The sequence below is a fragment of the Leptospira ainlahdjerensis genome, assembly GCF_016919175.1.
GTDB classification, from domain to species: Bacteria; Spirochaetota; Leptospiria; order Leptospirales; family Leptospiraceae; genus Leptospira; species Leptospira ainlahdjerensis.
The window spans coordinates 1-17,853 of the sequence record NZ_JAFFPU010000027.1 but is presented as its reverse complement, the minus strand read 5'-3'; the positions used below and the strand labels follow the sequence as shown (position 1 = coordinate 17,853).

Annotated in this window: 14 protein-coding genes and 1 pseudogene; 4 read left to right on the top strand and 11 right to left on the bottom strand. The window is 42.0% G+C overall.

Annotated elements, in window-relative coordinates; genetic code table 11:
• Positions 1-5: 5 nt before the first annotated feature.
• Both JWG45_RS06850 and JWG45_RS06845 read right to left on the bottom strand, forming a co-directional pair.
• On the bottom strand, positions 6-1,070 hold the full coding sequence (locus tag JWG45_RS06850) for a hypothetical protein (RefSeq protein WP_205279020.1): 1,065 nt from the start codon (positions 1,068-1,070) through the stop codon (positions 6-8).
• Positions 1,071-1,105: 35 nt separating this feature from the next.
• A complete protein-coding gene (locus JWG45_RS06845) occupies positions 1,106-3,292 on the bottom strand; it encodes an EAL domain-containing protein (protein WP_205279019.1) in 2,187 nt (728 codons plus the stop codon).
• Positions 3,293-3,530: 238 nt separating this feature from the next.
• Here JWG45_RS06845 and JWG45_RS06840 point away from each other — a divergent pair, with 238 nt between their 5' ends.
• Positions 3,531-4,427: a sensor histidine kinase gene (locus JWG45_RS06840; protein ID WP_205279018.1), complete on the top strand. Its 897-nt coding sequence runs from the start codon at positions 3,531-3,533 to the stop codon at positions 4,425-4,427.
• A 313-nt stretch (positions 4,428-4,740) separates the two neighbouring features.
• Here JWG45_RS06840 and JWG45_RS06835 read toward each other — a convergent pair whose 3' ends face one another.
• From JWG45_RS06835 to JWG45_RS06825, 3 genes are all read right to left on the bottom strand, one after another.
• Positions 4,741-5,790: an LB_137 family protein gene (locus JWG45_RS06835; protein ID WP_205279017.1), complete on the bottom strand. Its 1,050-nt coding sequence runs from the start codon at positions 5,788-5,790 to the stop codon at positions 4,741-4,743.
• A 72-nt stretch (positions 5,791-5,862) separates the two neighbouring features.
• Positions 5,863-6,360 carry an Lcl C-terminal domain-containing protein gene (locus tag JWG45_RS06830; protein ID WP_205279016.1) on the bottom strand — a complete coding sequence of 166 codons (498 nt, stop codon included), beginning with the start codon at positions 6,358-6,360 and terminating at the stop codon, positions 5,863-5,865.
• An 11-nt stretch (positions 6,361-6,371) separates the two neighbouring features.
• Positions 6,372-7,739, bottom strand: a complete 1,368-nt coding sequence (locus JWG45_RS06825; protein WP_205279015.1) for an Lcl domain-containing protein — start codon at positions 7,737-7,739, stop codon at positions 6,372-6,374.
• A 538-nt stretch (positions 7,740-8,277) separates the two neighbouring features.
• Between JWG45_RS06825 and JWG45_RS06820 the strand changes: the two genes are divergently transcribed.
• On the top strand, positions 8,278-8,979 hold the full coding sequence (locus JWG45_RS06820) for a LytR/AlgR family response regulator transcription factor (protein WP_205279014.1): 702 nt from the start codon (positions 8,278-8,280) through the stop codon (positions 8,977-8,979).
• Positions 8,980-9,522: 543 nt separating this feature from the next.
• Positions 9,523-10,059, top strand: a complete 537-nt coding sequence (locus JWG45_RS06815) for a Pycsar system effector family protein (protein ID WP_232380566.1) — start codon at positions 9,523-9,525, stop codon at positions 10,057-10,059.
• Positions 10,060-10,136: 77 nt separating this feature from the next.
• Here the strand turns inward: JWG45_RS06815 and JWG45_RS06810 are convergent, their stop codons facing one another.
• The 6 genes from JWG45_RS06810 to JWG45_RS06785 form a co-directional block, all read right to left on the bottom strand.
• Positions 10,137-12,488, bottom strand: coding sequence for a DNA polymerase domain-containing protein (locus JWG45_RS06810; RefSeq protein ID WP_205279013.1), 2,352 nt, complete (start codon positions 12,486-12,488; stop codon positions 10,137-10,139).
• A complete protein-coding gene (locus tag JWG45_RS06805; RefSeq protein WP_205279012.1) occupies positions 12,481-12,750 on the bottom strand; it encodes a hypothetical protein in 270 nt (89 codons plus the stop codon). Before JWG45_RS06805 ends, JWG45_RS06810 begins: the two co-directional genes overlap by 8 nt.
• 8 nt (positions 12,751-12,758) lie before the next feature.
• The gene (locus JWG45_RS06800) at positions 12,759-13,397 is read right to left on the bottom strand and encodes a hypothetical protein (RefSeq protein ID WP_205279011.1); all 639 of its coding nucleotides are present in this window, start codon (positions 13,395-13,397) and stop codon (positions 12,759-12,761) included.
• A 377-nt stretch (positions 13,398-13,774) separates the two neighbouring features.
• Positions 13,775-15,022 carry a serine hydroxymethyltransferase gene (gene glyA / locus JWG45_RS06795; RefSeq protein WP_205279010.1) on the bottom strand — a complete coding sequence of 416 codons (1,248 nt, stop codon included), beginning with the start codon at positions 15,020-15,022 and terminating at the stop codon, positions 13,775-13,777.
• Positions 15,023-15,069: 47 nt separating this feature from the next.
• A complete protein-coding gene (locus JWG45_RS06790) occupies positions 15,070-15,918 on the bottom strand; it encodes a lipoate--protein ligase family protein (RefSeq protein ID WP_205279009.1) in 849 nt (282 codons plus the stop codon).
• 707 nt (positions 15,919-16,625) lie between these two features.
• Entirely contained in the window at positions 16,626-17,444 is an 819-nt protein-coding gene (locus JWG45_RS06785) for a rhomboid family intramembrane serine protease (RefSeq protein WP_205279008.1), read from the bottom strand.
• 106 nt (positions 17,445-17,550) lie between these two features.
• On the opposite strand from JWG45_RS06785, the pseudogene JWG45_RS06780 reads away from it, so the two are divergent.
• A pseudogene (locus JWG45_RS06780) lies at positions 17,551-17,853 on the top strand (MBL fold metallo-hydrolase); the annotation flags it as partial.

The following is a 17,853-nucleotide window of genomic DNA, read 5'->3' as shown; positions in this document are numbered from 1 at the left end:
CTTTGCTACTTCGAGATCGAAAGAATTTCGTCTTCGTTAAAAGTCATCGTTCCGCTCTGCGTAAAGACGACTATCTTTCCGGAATCGGATTGAATTTTTCCGTTAAAGGTTCTTCCGTCCTTCAACCTTACGATCCAACCATTCCCGTTTTGCATTTTCTTTTCGCGGTTAAAAAAGGAGGAGAGGCTGGAATCGTCTTGTTTTTGATCCATTACGTTCCAGTGATTTAGATCCTGTTTGAGACGATCCAGGTGTTTTGTTTCTAAATGAATCTTTCTGGATTTAGGCGAATTGCCTTCCAATTCGATCGTATCTCCCGGTGCTAAAATATCTTTTTGGATTTTAATTTTAGAATCAAGGGCGACGTACTGCGATTCGATCGAACCTTCTATCAGAGTAAAATATACTTTAGTATTTTGAATCTCGGAAAGAATCACCGTTCCAGTCAATTGAACGGTCCAAGAAGCGATTTGAAATTTTGTTCCATTCTGTTTTGAAAGGGTTTCCTTGAGATAGAATTTCCCTTTTTCAAGCTCGACGATCAAATCCGAAAAATCGGTGCCAGCCGCGTTAAAAATGAGCGAAGTATTCGGAAATAGAAATACAGAAGTGGAACCGTAAGCTGAAGCAAATTTAACGCTGCATCTTTTGTTTTGTTCCCTGATTTTCCAAATTCTATCCCCGGTAAAACGGAACGAACAATCACTTTCCAGAAGTTGAATTCGTTTATCAACAACGTTAGGCGAATTAACGGTTTGATAGAATCCAGAGACAAAAATGGAGAAAATCACTCCGAAAGCGGCGCTCAAAACCCAGATCGATTGTTTTTGGAAAAAAAAGGAAATTGGGGAATTCTCCCGAATTTGTTTTCCGGAATGAATGATATTTTGAATCGGATGAAAGAGAAGACTCGGAGTCGATTTTGCGGTGAATTTACGAAAAGAGGAATATTCGGTGTAAGCCGCGTATTTTCGTACTTCGTCGGGATTTTCGATAAAAAGTTTTTCGGAATCGTTATCCGTCGGAGACTCCAACGGAGACAAGGATTCTTCAAAGATTTTTTTCTCCAAATATTTTCTAAGAATTTCCGGTTTCATTTATTAGCTTATGAATAAGTCAGTAGTTCCAGGATATTTTCCTCTCGAAGAGGTCTAAAAACATGATAGCCTTGAATCAATTCTACTCCGATGGATAAAAGGTAAAGGAATTGTTTTTGATTTTCGACTCCCTCCGCGATCACTTTTAATTCCATGTTTCCACCTATGTCGATGATGGAATTTACAATCAACCTGTCTAAAGTGTTTTCCGTAACACCCTTGATAAACGCCTTATCGATCTTAATGTATTCAACCGGGAATGATTTTAAGAGAATAAAAGAAGAATAACCGGTCCCGAAGTCGTCGAGGGAAAACGTAATCCCGAGACTGTGCAGTACGTTCAGAGTATGTCTGCTGATTTCATGATCTATGATCTCCGAGTTTTCGGTGATTTCGATTACGATCCTAGACAGAAACGTTCGCCATTCTGCTGAAAACGATTTCGCCAATTCGATCAACGATTCCGAAAATTCGATTTTAGCGAGTTGTTCCGGTGAGATGTTGATTGCGATCTTTGTGTGAAAATTCCCCCTTTGAATCAAGGCTGCGATCAATCTCAGCGCATCCGCAAAGGACCGTTTTCCTAACTCCATCAAGGTGTCGATATCCATCCGCTTATCCATAAAATCGTTCGGATATAGGATTCGATTTCCGATTTTCAAACGCGCCAAAGATTCGATAAGGGCGATTTCTCCGGTTCGGAGATCGATGATCGGTTGGTATTCGTAAAAGAGAGTTCGATCCGATTTTTCTCCTCCTAGGAAAAAAGAAGAGAGTTGGCAAGGTCTCTCGTTGAGGAGGGAATTTATCCGATCGAAGTTCATCTTACCTCGGATTGGATTGTTTTCCAAAATCAGTCGTGAACGTTCCAGGGATTCTTGAATACCGGTGTTTTGGTCGGAATTCACGGCGGAAATTCCCATAGAAACGATGAAAGAAATTTCCTTTGTCCCGATCTCGTGTTTCGCGGAAAAAAATCTTCCAAGATCGTCTTTGATTTTATCGATTTGATTTTTATCTTCCGAGAAGTTAAAAAGAAGAATAAACGTTCCATCCGAAAACGAAGCGAAAATAATATTCTTGGAATCGCATATCTTTTCAAGACAAGCCCCGACTAAAAGAATCATAGACTTCTCTTCGCATTCTTCCGAAGTCCAAAGCCGTAGAAGCAGCGTGTAAGTATTTCCTTTTTTTGATGATATTAATAATTTAGAATATTCTTTTTCCGAAATTAAATTCTCGTCGTTGCGTGTGTTTCGTTCTATGGGAAAGACTGGGATATGATTCTGAATCCGATGTATGGTATGAAAAATTTCCTCGGATCGAAGCGAGTTGTAGATTTTTCGGATGGCTATCGTTTCGAAAGCGACGGACCCTTGAGAGTCGATCTTAAATCTGGAAAATCTCTTATAGGTTCCTTCTCCGTTTGTGATCGTTAAAATTTTGTTCGAAAAAAAGAGGGACGTTATTTTGTCATCGGTCGTAAGGGAGATATTGGAAAGAAGAAGTTCTCCGTGTTTTGTCGAGAGATAGTGTCGATTCCGGCTTATATGAGTTTTGAGTCCTAGGAAAGTCTGAATCAATCCGGAAGATAGCGGAAACAGATCTAAATAGCGGAAAGAACTTTCGAAGTTTTCCGGCGAAAATTTTCCGTTTAATACGATGTTCTGTCTTTTGTTTTTGCTGAGAATTTGTAGGACGTTTCCTTCGCGCCGATCGAGTCCTAAGAAACGATGGATCGATCGATAGAGAATGAAAAATTCTTCTGAGAATTCCAAGTCTTCCTCTTTTTTAAAGGATGGTTTTTGGGAAGAAGAAGGATGATTGGGATGAGGATTTTTCCAGAAGGAAGTTCTAAGATTTACCTTTTGTTTAGGATCCCATACGATCCAATCGGATTCGTTTCGTTCGGTTTGGACTTCGAAATCGCTTTCAAAGACGATTTCGTCCCGGATGCCGTCCCACCTAAGGAAACCGCTGAGAGCGATCCAGCGACTGGATAGAAAAATTACTCTCTGTCGTTTTTCACTTCTTCTAAATTCAGAAAGTTCGATCTCATTGCCTGAAAGATCCAATAAAAAATAATCGATTCGATTCTTAAATCGTGCAGAGGATTCGATCCGGATTCTATAAGGTTGATACTCGCTCCAGGTAAGGGGCTCCTTTGACCCATCGTTCTCGACGCATAAATTCAAATCAGTTTCTGAATATTGGTTTTGCATCGTAGTCGGTCGCAGAGATATGAAGCTAAAGAAAGGTTCGCAAAAGCCAAGTATTAAATAACGGCAAAGAATAAACCTCAAGGAAGCCCGGATTAAACCGCGCAAAACGAGGAATGAACGTCATTGAATGAGGAATGTAAGTTGACGGTTTTCAAATTTTGCTTTTTTTTTCTCAATGCTTGGATAAAGCACAGTTTGGAACATGGCTCCAATGGGAAAAAATAGAATTTTATTTTTCTTGTTATCCGATTACCGGGGCCTTCTTCTTTTAAGCTGCATTTTTTGTTTTCTTTTGGGATCCGGTTTGTATATTTCGGTAAACCATCCTTTGGAAGTATATTCCAAAATTAGCATATTTTTGATCGTTTTTATTCTTTATTGCCAATACTTAGGTGTTTGTCTTTTTTGCAGGGTTTTGTTGCTCAAAAAAAATCAAGAGGATTTGAATTTTCCGACCGAACCCACGATCCATTTACCGAAGGAAAAGAAAGTTTTTGTAGGTTCGCAAATCTATAATCTGAGAATGACTCCTCATTTTTTGTTCAATTCCCTAATGACCTTGAGGATTCGTATGGAGAGTTATCGCGAGGGCGCCATTGAATACTTGGATAGCCTTGCAAACATGCTTCGTTATTCTTTTCGGTTCGCCGAAGAGGAACGTGTTTCGCTTAGAGAGGAGCTCGATTTTACGCTTTCGTATTTCGATCTGGTCAAAAATAAGGCCAAGGCTCCTTTTCGTATCATTCTCAGAAAGGAAGTGGACGTCGAAATCGACGAAGTATACATCCCTCCGTTTTTAATCCAAACGCTCGTTGAAAACTCGGTGAAACACGCCGTTCTAAAATCGAAAGAATCGATTGTAATCGAAGTGGAAATCGGAAAAACACGTTCCGATTATATTCGAATTGTAGTAAAGGATAACGGACCGGGCGCTGCGATCGTTGACGATTTTACGAAAGGGACCTTTTTTTATTTAAGAAGAAGGCTGAATGAGATCTGCCTGGACGCGGATTTGCGAATTCATAGCGAAATCGGAAACGGTTTTAAGACTGAAATTTCGTTTTATGTCGAGTCTTCAGAAAGAAAAAGAAAAAGCGGATTATATTAGAATTATCTAAAATATCTTAAGATTTCTGTGGAATTACAATCTCTCTTTTGGGCAAAGGATCTTATCGAACGTTTGCGATTCTAATTTGTAATTGGTTTTGCTATTTTTATTCGGTAACGGTTTGAAACCCTAAAAGCGCTAAACCAAGGTTTGATCGGAAAAGTAAGGCTTTAAACGGGATTGTTTTGTGATCCGATATTTTTCTTCTTAGGTGGATTTTGTGATGAACGTTCCACGAAAAAAATCTCTGAAGCGCGTGAGTGAACTTTGTCAAAGTCGGTTTCATAAGGTTCGAAGGGCGCGGTTTGAAAAATCAGAATTTCCATTGGAATCGAATTTGTGCGTTTGTTTCTGCGTTCGGATTTAAACGATCTGTGCCGATCGGAAGTCGTAAGGACGGAAGAATGCTGAAACTGGAATCGTTTTTCTTTGATAAAATCGGATTCCAACTCCAAAGATCGAAAAAATGAATCATATAAAATAAAGAAGTTAGGATCAATAAGGAGCGATTGTTATTCTTATGTTCGTAATAGGCTTCGTAACTAAAATCCGCGCTTAGGAGTCCCAATTCTTCGCCTAATAAAATACTACGTTCATTGAATTCTCTCTGCTTATAGAGTTCTTTTTTTCCCCTTTCATACTCGTAACGGGACGCAAGCGCGGATAAAAAAGTCGAGAACAATATAAAAGTTCCGAATGATTTCCGTTCGGTTCGAATCTGATATAAACCTGGAATTAGGATATCGTAAAGTCGAATACGATCGGATTGGGTGTATTCTTTCTTTTTTGTTTCCTTTAGGTCCTTCCCTTTGTAGACAATTTTTGAAATTGTAGAATTGGAAATCGAAATCTCTTTCGAGTTTGAGATCAGAACAGTCGTGTTCGAACGGATCGCAGAAAGAATTCCAGTTTTGATTCCTCCGTGTTTGTAAGATATTTCAACCTCGTATCCGCCGACCACTCCTTTGAAATTTATTTTATCGAAAGGGAAGGTATATTCTAAGAATTCTATGTCTTTAAATTCTACTATGAAAAGTTCCGATTTTTTTTTATCATAAAAAGTGAACTTTCCGTCGGAGTTGGAATGTATCAGAAGGCATTTATAAAACTCCGGTTCGCTCTTTGTTTTGAGAATCGTGGGAATTCCGTGAAATCCGATTTCGATGTTTAAGATTTGATTCGAAAGAATTTCGATCGTTTCGTACGCGTTCGAAAATCGAACGCTGTGTTCTTTGTATTCGATTACCCTGCCGGTTAATGTCGTATTATCTTTCAAGAGGATCGTATCGGCTAACGATTCTCGAGAAAGTAAAATACAACAAAACGAAATCGTTTGAATTAGGATTCGAAAAAAAGGACTCACGGCTCCGTTCGTCTTTAGGATCTTCAGAAAATTCGAAACGATCTCGTTCGTATAATAATAGATGCTTTGATCTTAAGGGCCGGCTACACAACGAACATAGTGTAATCCAGTTTTTACGTCGTCGTCGCTTCCACCTTCTCTAAAATCCACGATCATCGCCTTATTGCGTCCGCCGGAACCGTCCGGGGAGGGGTGAGTCGTCGATGTCCAATAATAAGAGTCGCTCGCACTCGGAGTGTTGGGAAACGAGCCGGTGCTGATGGCGGGAGCTTCGAAGGCAAAGTTGATGATCGTATAAATCTCCTTGATATTTGGAAGTCTCCAGACAAGACCACCTGTTGTGAGATTGTTGCAGTAAGTGAGTGCAGCACTCCAAGAGGCAGTAGTTGGAGTGCCCGTACAAGGAGCTGCCGTTGTTTGTCCCATGCTGCACTGTGCCCAAGTCAAACCGGTGGCCGAATCGACGATCGTTCCCGAAGTTCCACCCGGATTAAAAGGTCCGACCGAAAATCCTGACGTGGCGGCCCAAAAAAGAAAACCTAAAACGATTGATAATTTTATTTTATTCATGGATAGATTCCTCACTCGTTTGTAACGCAATAATGATACATCGTAGTTCCCTTGTCGACATTCTGAGTTTTACCTGCGTATATGTTTACCTTAAAGGCCTTGTCCTTGTTCGAGCTTGAAGCTCGAACAGTGGAAGACCAGTAGTTCGTGTTCCCATCGATGGTATTCGGGAAAAAGGCGGGATTGATCAAGTAGTCGTCTCCGAAGTAAGAATAATCGAAGAGAGATTGAAACTCTTTGATCGTAGGCAATCTCCAACCTTTTTTACCTGCATAACCGGCTCCGGAATTCAGATTGTTGTAGTCGCGGCATCTTTGAATCGCCTGTGACCAGGTTGCGGTTAACGCGCCGTAGGTGCTCGCTCCGCCGGTTCCGGTGCAGTTAGTTCCGTTCCAAACCTGACCGTGTACACAGGATGCCCAGGTTTTGTTTGTCAATCCGTGAAAGGTAATCGGATCGTTAGGATAACCTACGTTTAAATTCGGTCCGGTAAAAGTGGCGGAAGGCGCCTGTCCAAGGATCGAAGCGTCCATTCCGGTTCCGGCACAAGTAACCGGATTTCCAGCCGTATCCCAACAACCGGTTTGTCCTGTATCGGATAGAGGATAATCGGAAAGTTCTGCAACAGTTCCATTCGTGGCCGTATAGTTTGCGTTCAGTGAATTTCCGGCGAGATCTTTCAAGCTCGTACTCGACAGTGTCCAACGAAATGAAAAGTTATCGGGTAAAGGAGAAAGTCGAATGGTCAAATGTGTGTTCGAAACCCAGGTGTGCGTATGATTGAAACCGGTCATCGGAACGAAGGTGCTGGTTGCGATTCTATCCTCTATGGTCAGAGCGGGGGTTAAGCTCGTATCCATAGCTTCGTCGAAGTATAAGTCGATTGCAAATGTGAGAAGCGGTTGAAAACCGGACGAGCCGTTGCTCGGAGTAAAGGAAGTAATCGTCGGTTGTGTGGTGTCCGGAACCGCCGCGATGGTCGCGGTAGCCTTTGGGATCGTGTATGTAGACGGTAGTAAAGCGATCAGTGTCGCGGGAGGTTGAATTTCGACGTCACTGGATCCAATAGCTGACTTTGTCGCTAAACCTTTTGTTCCGGGAGTGTTCGACACCGTTAGAACGCCCGCATTGGAAGAGGTCCAATCTACGGCCTCCGTAACATCCGAATCCATAACTCCGTTGATATAATGATAGGCTCGAAACTGAATCGTACCTCCAACATATTCGTTCGGAGTCGTACTCGGATCTATCACGATGCTATGAACGGAAGCGGTCGCAACCGTGACTTCGGGAGGAGACGATGAAGAATCTGTCACCGTTGTGTTATCTTTGTCTCGAAGAAGGGAGAAAAGCAACATGCCGCCTTTGGGATCGTCCATGAGGCAGAATTGGAAGAGAAAGGTGATGCAAAAAAACACAACTCCTTTCGCAAATTGGAACTTAGATCCTCTATCGTAAATATTGAACCGTGAATTTTCGCTCTTTGTTTCGTAAATTTTATTATCCACCAAAATCCTCCGGAACTTAAATACATTATTAAAATATAATATATTTGGAAATTTCTTTGTATGTGACGGGTAACTTTTCAGAAAATTACGAGAAGAAAAGTAATATTTGGCGGCTTTTGAGGCCAAAGAAGGACCGGTTTTTGCGCGGGAATGAAACGTAAAAAATAGGGAATGAAATCTGGGCCGTTCTTTTGAAAGAATCGGTATGTAAAAGAGGGTCCGTTTGACTCTGGAGGAACTACAAACCGCTTCCATTATTTTGAACGGTTTTTCTTTTAGGGAATGAACTGTATGAAATGAGGCATGAAACGGGGCTGTCGTTTTATTAAACGAATGGACAAGAGGTCTCGTTTTATAAATATAGAGAAGATATCTTGCAGGATATGAAACGGCATTAGGGTAAATCGAGATGGGAAAACTTTTTAAAACTGTGATCGTCGAAGATGATTTTGTAGTAAATGAATTCATAAAAAAAGAAGTCGAAAGTCACGGAAAGTTTGAAGTCGTCGGATCTTTCGACAACGGATCCGAAGCATTAAGTTTTTTATCGGAGAACAAGGTCGATCTTTTGCTTCTGGACATAGAACTTCCCGATACAAACGGCTTCGACATTCTTAAAGAGTTGAACGAACCGCCGATCACGATATCCGTAACTGGTTACGAGGGGAATGCGATCACCGCTTACGACTTCGGAAACCTGGATTACGTGACGAAGCCGATCAGTCCGGAAAGATTTTACAAGGCTTTGGACCGGGCTTACGAGAAACTTGCCGCCGAGAAGGAAGTTTCCATTCACGACTATGGGACCAAATTCAAAGGTGTGGATCGAAACGTTTTCGTTACCTATGCCAACATCGTTTATATTTCATCCAATGGAAAACACTCTGTTTTGCATACCGTTGACGACGGAATCGAAGTGATAGGAACTCTAAAGGATATAGAGCCCAAACTTTCCTTCGGAAAATTCAGAAGAGTTCACAAACAGTATATAATCAATATGGAATATTTGGCGCATATAGAATATTTTAGCGGCGGTTCTCACGTAGCTTATATGAAAGACGAGGAGAAAAGTCAGGTTCCTGTGAGCCGCATTTATCTTTCCGGGATTTAAAATCGGATTCAAGTTCCTTGTATGGGGAAGTAGAACTCCATTCTAAGGAACGACGGAATTTGCTTCCATTGGTTTTTATGATAAAATGATGGAGTTCGATTTGAAACGAGATATTTCCGGACAAACGAGTAAATTCAATTCTTATATTTATAAAACTTTTGAAGTGAATCGTGTGATTTTAATTTATGGATCGGAGCCAAAGAGTTTTCCATCCGTAAATCGTCTAGAATATCTCGAAAAAAATGAACTTTGGATCCATAGTCGTTTCGTATTTGGGGATATGCGGAACTGCTATCGATTCCAAACGCCGGTCTTAACGATTTTATATTTTGATCGGGATATAACTTTTTTACTTTGTCCTCTGGAATCGGAATTTTTCATTCAAAGCTTCTCCATTTTTGGGTCTGCTGTTGTTGTGGTGAATGGCGGCAGATTTTTTTCGCATTTTGGTATCATTCAAAGATAAAAAATTCGGCTCGGTTGATTGGAAACTGATTTTCGAATTTACTCGGGTCTCTGACCTTGGCTTGAGATATCCCCAAAATGCAGTCAGAATACTTTTCCACAACAAGAGCCAGATCCTCCGTAGATTATCTACTTAGAACCGTTCACCAACACCATGTACAGTTGAGCCTCATGGCGGATCAGAAAGCCAATATTCTGATCGCGGCGTCCTTCGTGATTCTTTCTTTAGCCCTTGGATTTCTTCAGCGCGGAACCTATGTGACTGGAATGATCATCTTGATGGCTTTTATCGCAGTCGCGGCGTCTTTGGCGATTTTCGCGGTGATGCCGTTTTCAAACCAGGCTAAGGTAAAAAGAAAAAACCCTTTGTTTTTCGGCGATTTCGCGAACGAAGACGAAGAAACTTTTTTTAAGAATATGGAATCATCTTTGGAAACAGATGCGTCGCTTTACAAGGCAATCTCTTTTGATATCTATCAGATGGGAAGGAGTATCTACTTTACGAAGTATCGGTTCATTCGCTGGAGTTATCGATTCTTTCTTGCAGGCTTTTTTATCGGAGGAACGCTGATCGTTTTCGAGAGTGTTGGCTGGATCCCTTCTTTTATAAGATAGAATATAAGAATCCAGTCCGTATCATTAGAGAAAGTTTAATACGAAATCTGAGAATTCGGGTCCGCGTATTTGGATGATCAATTTTTGTATATTAAGAATTTTTGATATTCTTCCCAGTAACTATCTTCAAAGGGAAGCCATCTTTGTTCGTCTATCAGGGAATTAAAATCCTTAAAAGAGGCGAATTCGGACCAGATCTCCCTAAAAACGTTAGTCAGAAGTTTGCGATAATACGCTTTGTCCCAGTGGATTTTTTTATTCTTCCGTTTAAAAATCGGAAGCGCTTCTTCGGGGAGATACCACTGATCCTTACTTTTTGAATTTCGATTTAGTACTAAGTAACGAATTTTTTCGCCGGCTTGCACTTCGATTCCTAATTCTTTGAGATGGAGAAGTGAAAGGGAAGCGGCCCCATGTACTTCGTATTCCTCCAAATCCTTCGAAGTCGATCTTCGAACCAAAAGTTCTTCCAGAGGAACTTGTTCGGATCTGAGTTTATAGTCGTAACGATCGAAGATTTGTAAAATTTCATTCTCTGAATCGATCAATTCTTGAATCGTGACTTTCTCACGCATCCAGTCTAACATTTCTTTTTGAGCGTTTCTGATAAAAATAGGGATGTCCTTTCTTCTAGAACCGATTCCTCGACACTTTAAGTTTCCGGTGGTAAATCTTCCCATATATCGGTTTGCGACCGGCATCTTCGGATCTTGACTCGAAGAAGGAAATAAAAGCCACGTATAAATTCCGTCCACATCGATTCTTACGGAAGTTTTCGCCGTGATTTCGGCGCAGAGAGAATCCAATTCATCCTGCAAAAAAGGAGAAGAATCCTCTTTGCGTATAAAGAGACTGTCCGTAATCGCGTGAAGAAAAACGTAACCCCTTTCTTCTGAAATTTCCTTTGCGGCCAGAAGTTTTTCTCTCGCAAATGCGTTTACACTCTCGTGACTTTCCAGTCTTCCGAACTTCGCGTTTCTATAGCCGAGATATCCGAAAGAAGTGACGAGCATCCATTTTAAACTGGATTGTTTAAGTCCGGATTCGAAAAGTTTTCTTTGGTCGGCGGTATTCTTTATAATGGATTTATAATATTTTCTCCGCTCTAAAACGTGTTTTAAGGCCTCCGATACGATTCCGTTTCTGCGTTTGCAGATCTTATATCCCAACCCTGGAACGACGGGGGTTGTTGGATCGTTTTCGCAGCAAGAGCAGTTGACACATTCGGGAGAGATATTGTGAAGAACCATGATGCTCGGATACATCTGTGCGAAGTCCAACTGTGCTACGTTTTCCGCCGTCATTCCGAACGTAATGTCCGGCTGAAATACAAGTCCGCCTTTGTCCGCTTCTAAAAGTTGGAGAGCCGTTTTAGGAGATTCGATCGCGCTCTTCTGCCAAGGAACGAGATAACCTCTTCTTAACGCTACGTCCGTTTCAATTGCGGTGAGAGCTTTTCCCGTGGAAGCCCTCGCCATTTTTTGAATCGGAAGACGGGAGAGTCTTGCCAATTCGACAATCCCCAGAAGATCCGCTTCCTTGTGAACGAAACTGTTTTCTGAGTCGATATGCCAACGTCCGAAAAGAGGATAGGAAGCCGCTCGAAACACGATCGTACCGTATGTGTTAAAACTCGTCCCCTTGGTCTGAATTTTTCTACGGATGGGGCTTGCGGAATCTCTATCAAAGGCCGGAAAAATTTTTAGTTTCTGAGATTGGGAAAAAAGATAAGGAAAGATGATCTGGTCTCCATATGAGGAAAGTATAATATCGGGATCCTCTTGTTTGAGAAGACGATCGATCTGATAAAGAAGTTCTTTAGGATTGGAACCGGAAAATTCCCAGGAATTTTCGCGCGTTTTGAGGATGAGCGAATTTTTTCTCATCTCGATTCTATGACTTTGAGAAAGTGTCATAGAAAGAATTTTGAACTTAGGAACCTCATAGTCTAAGTCCGTGATATTATCCAGAGCCCGGATCTCTTGAATTTTTTTGCCGTCCCTTTCTTCCGTGTAGGAGAGTTTTAATTTACACAAGGGGAACAATTTTTTTTCCACTAGATAGTTCGTCGGTACTTCGATGTCCGAATGAAATATGTCGAATTTTCCGTAAAGGGCGTAGAGTTTTCTGGAGACCTTGGACAAAATGGAAGGCCGAGAGATCGTTAGTTTTAAAACAGAAACCGTTTGATTTTCATAGAAGAGTTTTTTTTCTTCGTAAACGGGGATTTCCGCAAGCGCCTTGAGTTCGTATAATCTTTGTACCAGTTTTTTGAGAATGGGTTCTTCTCCTCTGGCGTAAATGACGGGTTGATAAAAGTCGTAAAAAAGGGAGGATTCTCCTTTTTCATTCAGAACCCACAGATGGATTCTGTCTTCTATATGATAAATATCGAATAGAGTTCCTTCTATTTGATTCGGTTCAGCCATCTCCTTTCGAAACCTTGACTGCACTCATTTCTTGTTTTAATTTTTGTAATTCTTTTTTGAGATCGATCATCATTGTCAAAAGCATCGTGTCGATCGGGTAGGGCGCCGATGCCATAACTCCGGCTTGCACCTGCAACTTCGCGGTTCGTATTAAATCATCGAAAATTTCTTGGTCCGGTTTTCGAAGCCCGCGTCGAAACTCAAGAAGTCCCGATTCTACCTGTTGCATTTGTCTGGAATACGGGGTGACGGTTCTGCCCATAATTACTTTTATACCTCTATGTTTTCTTCCAAAGATTGAACGGAAGGAATCGACTTCTTTCTTACTTTGAGATAAGAAAGTTGATTTTCGATTTTTAGTTCCCAGAGATCCGATGAGGCTGCGGCCAATTTCGGAAAAAAATTTTGGAAAGTAGGATGTTTGTATTTCATGGATTCGATCACAAGGATCGGAATATTTTTTGAATGAATTGTTTCCAAAATCAAGAGCATCTTATCCAAGAGAAATCTTCCTTCTTCTTCTTGAACGTCTCCGTCGAAGAATTGTTTGCAAGGGGCCAGAAGAAAGTAGATCGTATCGGGTAATCTTTTGTCTGCGATGGCTCTTAACGCATCCAAGATTTGATACGGAGTAAAGGCTCTTTGGACCAAAATGTTTTCAAGTAAGGATTCGGGAGGAATTCTTCTCTTTCTCGTTTCTTCGGTGATCACGAATGGATTAAAACGAATCGCACAATCCAGGTTGAAAACTTTAAAACCCGAAACTGCAAACGCGTATTCCCACTGAAGCGCGAGTCGATAAATTCCGGACATCCCTGTGAGCATACTCAAACCCTTTCGATTCCATGAAAGAACGGGTTGATAGAGGTTCGCGCCGGAAGACGGTAGTGTTGCCGTTTCCAAAAACATAAATACTATTCTAATGATAAGTATAAATTTGTAAAGCAAAATGTAGGATGAAGAAAATGATAATTCGAAAATATGTCTTATAAGATCGGAATCCGGGATTCCAACCGAAAGCCAGAATCCGCGAGGATGAATGCTTTGGTTTTTTTAATTTTTCTATTAGAATCCGTCGGTGTGGGAACTCTCACAGTTTTGACTGATAGAAAAGAACTCCGTTTTTCACGAGACAGCGGATGCAACGTACTGTGTGGGAACTCTCACACAGGATCCCAACTCTATAAAGACCAGATTTTTTTTTCGAGGATTTTCAAAACGATTTCAAAATAAAAAAAGACGCTCCTCCTGGAGCGCCTTTTTGAATTCTCAGAGGAAAAAATCCTTCAATCCAAGCGGAATCGATCCATAGGAAATTTTTGAGTCACTTCCTTGACTCCGCCTTTTACTTTCGAACGATTCTTCTCGTCGTTTGGGTTGTCGAGAAAATCGCAGATCAGATTTCCTACAACTTCGATGTCTGAAGGTTTGAGTCCGCGAGTCGTAAGCGCCGGAGTTCCCAAACGAATTCCGGAAGCGACCGCCGGAGGATTCTTATCAAAAGGAATCGCGTTTTTGTTTACGGTAACTCCCACTTCGTCGAGTCCATCCGCCGCTTGTGCTCCGGTAAGTCCTTTTACGGAAACGTCCAAAAGAACGAGGTGATTGTCGGTTCCACCGCTCACGACACGATATCCGCGTTTTACGAATACTTCCGCGAGAGTTTTAGCATTTGCTAATACAGTTTCGATATAGGTTTTGTATTCGGGTTGAAGCGCTTCTTGGAAGGCTACGGCTTTGGCGGCGATCACGTGCATCAGAGGTCCGCCTTGAATTCCCGGAAACACTCGAGAGTTTAGTACTTTCTCATTTTCTAAGGAAGAAAGAATGAGTCCGCCTCTCGGTCCTCTCAACGTTTTGTGAGTCGTGGTCGTCACGTAGTCAAAAAGTCCAACGGGAGAAGGGTGATATCCTGTGGAAACAAGTCCCGAGATATGTGCGATGTCCGCCATAAGTTTGGCTCCGACTTCCTTTGCGATCTCCGCGAATTTCGCGAAATCGATGATTCTTGCGTAGGCGGAGGCGCCGGCAACGATCAACTTCGGTTTGTGTTCTCTCGCGAGTTTTGCAACTTCGTCGTAGTCGATCATCTCCGTTTTTGGATCCACTCCGTAAGGAATCGGTTTGTAATAACGACCGCTGATGTTTACGGGAGAACCGTGGGTCAAGTGACCTCCGTGCGCGAGGTTCATTCCGAGAAAGGAATCTCCCGGTTCTAAACAAGCCAAGAAGACGGCCATGTTTGCTTGTGCGCCCGAATGAGGTTGCACGTTCGCGTATTCCGCGCCAAAGAGTTTTTTCGCTCTTTCGATCGCGAGACTTTCCACTGCGTCCGCGTTGACACAACCGTTGTAGTATCTTTTCCCCGGATATCCTTCCGCGTATTTATTGGTGAGTGTGGAAGTATAGGCTTCCAGAACCGGTCTGGAAACAAAATTCTCGGAGGCGATCATTTCCAGGTTATTTTCCTGTCTTTCGTCCTCTTTTTTGATCGCTGCATAGATTTCTGGATCTGCTTTCGGAAGAAACTGCATCGTGGCCCTTCTTTTCTAACGGATTAATGAAGTAGAATGGAACCCGATCAATCTCTGAGGATGAAATCCATCCTCGAATATTTGTTTTCAAGGAGCGTTTCCGCTTCTCTGAGAATCAATTTTGTAAATCGGAGATCCTTCTCTGTGTCCATTCTGGAAAGGCCCAGAGATTCGGCAAATACATGAGATAGGTCTTGGCCAAATTTTAGGGCCGAAAAGTGCTCGGGGAGGGCCGTAACAAAGTCGGAATGTTTTCGATTCTTTCTGTATTCGGGTTCTTCCGGTGGATGTTTGAGAAGTCCGGAGACTCTTTCGATGAGGGAAGGTTTTAAGATCAACGTCCCGTGATGGACGACCGCGCCTCTTTTTCGGAATTGTGCATTTCCCGAAATCTTCTTCTCCAATCCTTGATCGACGACCGCGAGATCCGATTTGCCTCGGAAAGAAGCGTCTAACGTTTGTTCTTTCAAGGACGCGATGACTAAACTTAGGAAATAATCATAGGATTCTTTTACCTTGTAGAGTTCCGGTTTTACGTCCAAGGAGATGAAGAATGTAAAGTTGAGATTCTCTTCCGGATGATGGACCACGGTTCCTCCGCCGCTCGCTCTCCGGACAATCGAAGGTGAAGAATTCTTTTGGATGTTTTTTTTGTTTTTGAGAACCGATTCTTTTCCCGCGTTTTTTTCGGATTCTAAGAATGGATTGAGTATTTCCGGTAAGACCGTTTCTTCCGGTTTTTCAGAAAGTCCCACTACGATGGAGAATGGATTTTTCCAGATTCGAAGCCCGGCCCCATACCCGGAGGATACGAGATGAAGCCCGATCGCTTCCTCAAGGGCAAGATTGTATGTGGCAGATCGTTCCGAGTTTTGAATAAAGGAGAATGTGCGCATTGGCTCTTTTCTTGCAGTTTCTTTCTCTTCTTTTTTTTTGCAATCGGTTTGTGAAGAGGGACAACGTGTGAGTTCCTACTTTTTCAAATGAAAGCGGACTTCTCTGTTCAAAGAAACGTGTGAGTTCCTACTTTTTCGAATGAAAGCGGACTTCTCTGTTCAAAGAAACGTGTGAGTTCCTACTTTTTCGAATCCAAGTGGACTTCTCTGTCCAAAGAAACGTGTGAGTTCCTACTTTTTCGAATCAAAGTGGACTTCTCTGTTCAAAGAAACGTGTGAGTTCCTACTTTTTCGAATCAAAGCGGACTTCTCTGTTCAAAGAAATGTGTGAGTTCCTACTTTTTCAAATCAAAGCGGACTTCTCTGTTCAAAGAAATGTGTGAGTTCCTACTTTTTCGAATCAAAGCGGACTCCTCTGTTCAAAGAAACGTGTGAGTTCCTACTTTTTCGAATCAAAGCGGACTTCCCTGTTCAAAGAAACGTGTGAGTTCCTACTTTTTTAAATCAAAGCGGACTTCCCTGTTCAAAGAAATGTGTGAGTTCCTACTTTTTCAAATCAAAGCGGACTTCTCTGTTCAAAGAAACGTGTGAGTTCCTACTTAGAACCGAACCCGTGATTCTCAATTGTTCCGACAAATCGTCTTTACAAAATTCTTCTTGAAACAATTTTGAATGAATCATTCTCGATTTCTCGAGACCGAAAAAAATCATTCTTCCGAAGAATACTGACTCGAGGCTTCTTTTAAAAATTTCTTTTCTTTTCTGGAAAGAGAATCCATACCGCTTTTTGAAATTTTATCCAAAAGAAGGTCCACTTCTTCTCGAACATGAATCTTCCGATTCATCTCTTCTTGCCATTTTTTCATCTTTCTCTTTTGGAGATAACGGCTCAACGAAAATGAAACTGGAATTTTGGACTTAAGTTTATTATAATAAAAGAAATAAAGGGCTCCGCCGATCGCTCCACCCGCGTGAGCCATGTGCGCGATATTACCTCCGGGACCGGAAAAGGCGATGACCAACATCAAAATGACGACCATAAATTTTGCCTTCAACGGGAAAAAACCCATAAACAACAATTCTTGATTCGGCCAAATCAAGGCAAAGGCGACTAAAAGACCGTAGATCCCGCCGGAGGCGCCGATGATCGTCCCTTGGTGCCAGCCCAAGAGATGAAGAGTCCAAGGAAAGAATCCCCCCATAAAACAGGAAAAAAGATAGAATTTCAGAAAGTTTTTTCCGCCCCAGTGGCTTTCCAAAATGGAACCGAACATCCAGAGAGAAAACATGTTAAACAGAATATGAAAGAAATTCTGAACCGAATGTAAGAATGCGTAAGTGACGAACTGCCATACAAAATAACGATGTGTGATTAGATCGGGCGTTAATCCGAAGTAGAGGGTGAGATAATCTCCGATCGTCCAAGAAAGGAGGAGTTGAATCGCAAAAACGCTCCCGTTTAAGATCAAGAGAATTCGAACTACGGGAGTCAGCTCCGGCCCGATCCGATTGTAGATTCCAGTCATAGGGGAACATGATTTCTCCTAAGAATTCGGGAGACAACCGTAAAACGAATTTTCTAACCTCTCTTCTCTTTGACAGAATGTACGAGATGGAAATCCTGGGTTCAAGGTGATCATCCAGCTTTACGGAACTCGAGGTTCGATTTCCGCCCCTCTCCGGACTACGGAATACATACAAAAGCTCGTTCAAGTCCTGGAAATCGTCCGGGATGGAAATCCGAACGTCCTTTCCGATATCGAGAAATTTATTTCCACACTTCCACCGTATCTCACTCACGTAGTGGGCGGTAATACTACGTGCGTTTCCGTTGTCCTTTCTTCGGGAAGAAGAATCGGGATCGACTGCGGGACGGGAGCCCGCGTTTTCGGAGACGAGCTCATGCAGGAGAAGTTCGGCAAAGGTCAGGGAAGG

Coding starts and splice junctions, on each gene's coding strand:
- JWG45_RS06840 (WP_205279018.1), top strand. CDS start 3,531: ATGGGAAAAAATAGAATTTTATTTTTCTTGTTATCCGATTACCGGGGC.
- JWG45_RS06830 (WP_205279016.1), bottom strand. CDS start 6,360: ATGAATAAAATAAAATTATCAATCGTTTTAGGTTTTCTTTTTTGGGCC.
- JWG45_RS06825 (WP_205279015.1), bottom strand. CDS start 7,739: ATGGACGATCCCAAAGGCGGCATGTTGCTTTTCTCCCTTCTTCGAGAC.
- JWG45_RS06820 (WP_205279014.1), top strand. CDS start 8,278: ATGGGAAAACTTTTTAAAACTGTGATCGTCGAAGATGATTTTGTAGTA.
- JWG45_RS06815 (WP_232380566.1), top strand. CDS start 9,523: ATGCAGTCAGAATACTTTTCCACAACAAGAGCCAGATCCTCCGTAGAT.
- JWG45_RS06810 (WP_205279013.1), bottom strand. CDS start 12,488: ATGGCTGAACCGAATCAAATAGAAGGAACTCTATTCGATATTTATCAT.
- JWG45_RS06805 (WP_205279012.1), bottom strand. CDS start 12,750: ATGGGCAGAACCGTCACCCCGTATTCCAGACAAATGCAACAGGTAGAA.
- JWG45_RS06800 (WP_205279011.1), bottom strand. CDS start 13,397: ATGTTTTTGGAAACGGCAACACTACCGTCTTCCGGCGCGAACCTCTAT.
- glyA (WP_205279010.1), bottom strand. CDS start 15,022: ATGCAGTTTCTTCCGAAAGCAGATCCAGAAATCTATGCAGCGATCAAA.
- JWG45_RS06790 (WP_205279009.1), bottom strand. CDS start 15,918: ATGCGCACATTCTCCTTTATTCAAAACTCGGAACGATCTGCCACATAC.
- JWG45_RS06785 (WP_205279008.1), bottom strand. CDS start 17,444: ATGACTGGAATCTACAATCGGATCGGGCCGGAGCTGACTCCCGTAGTT.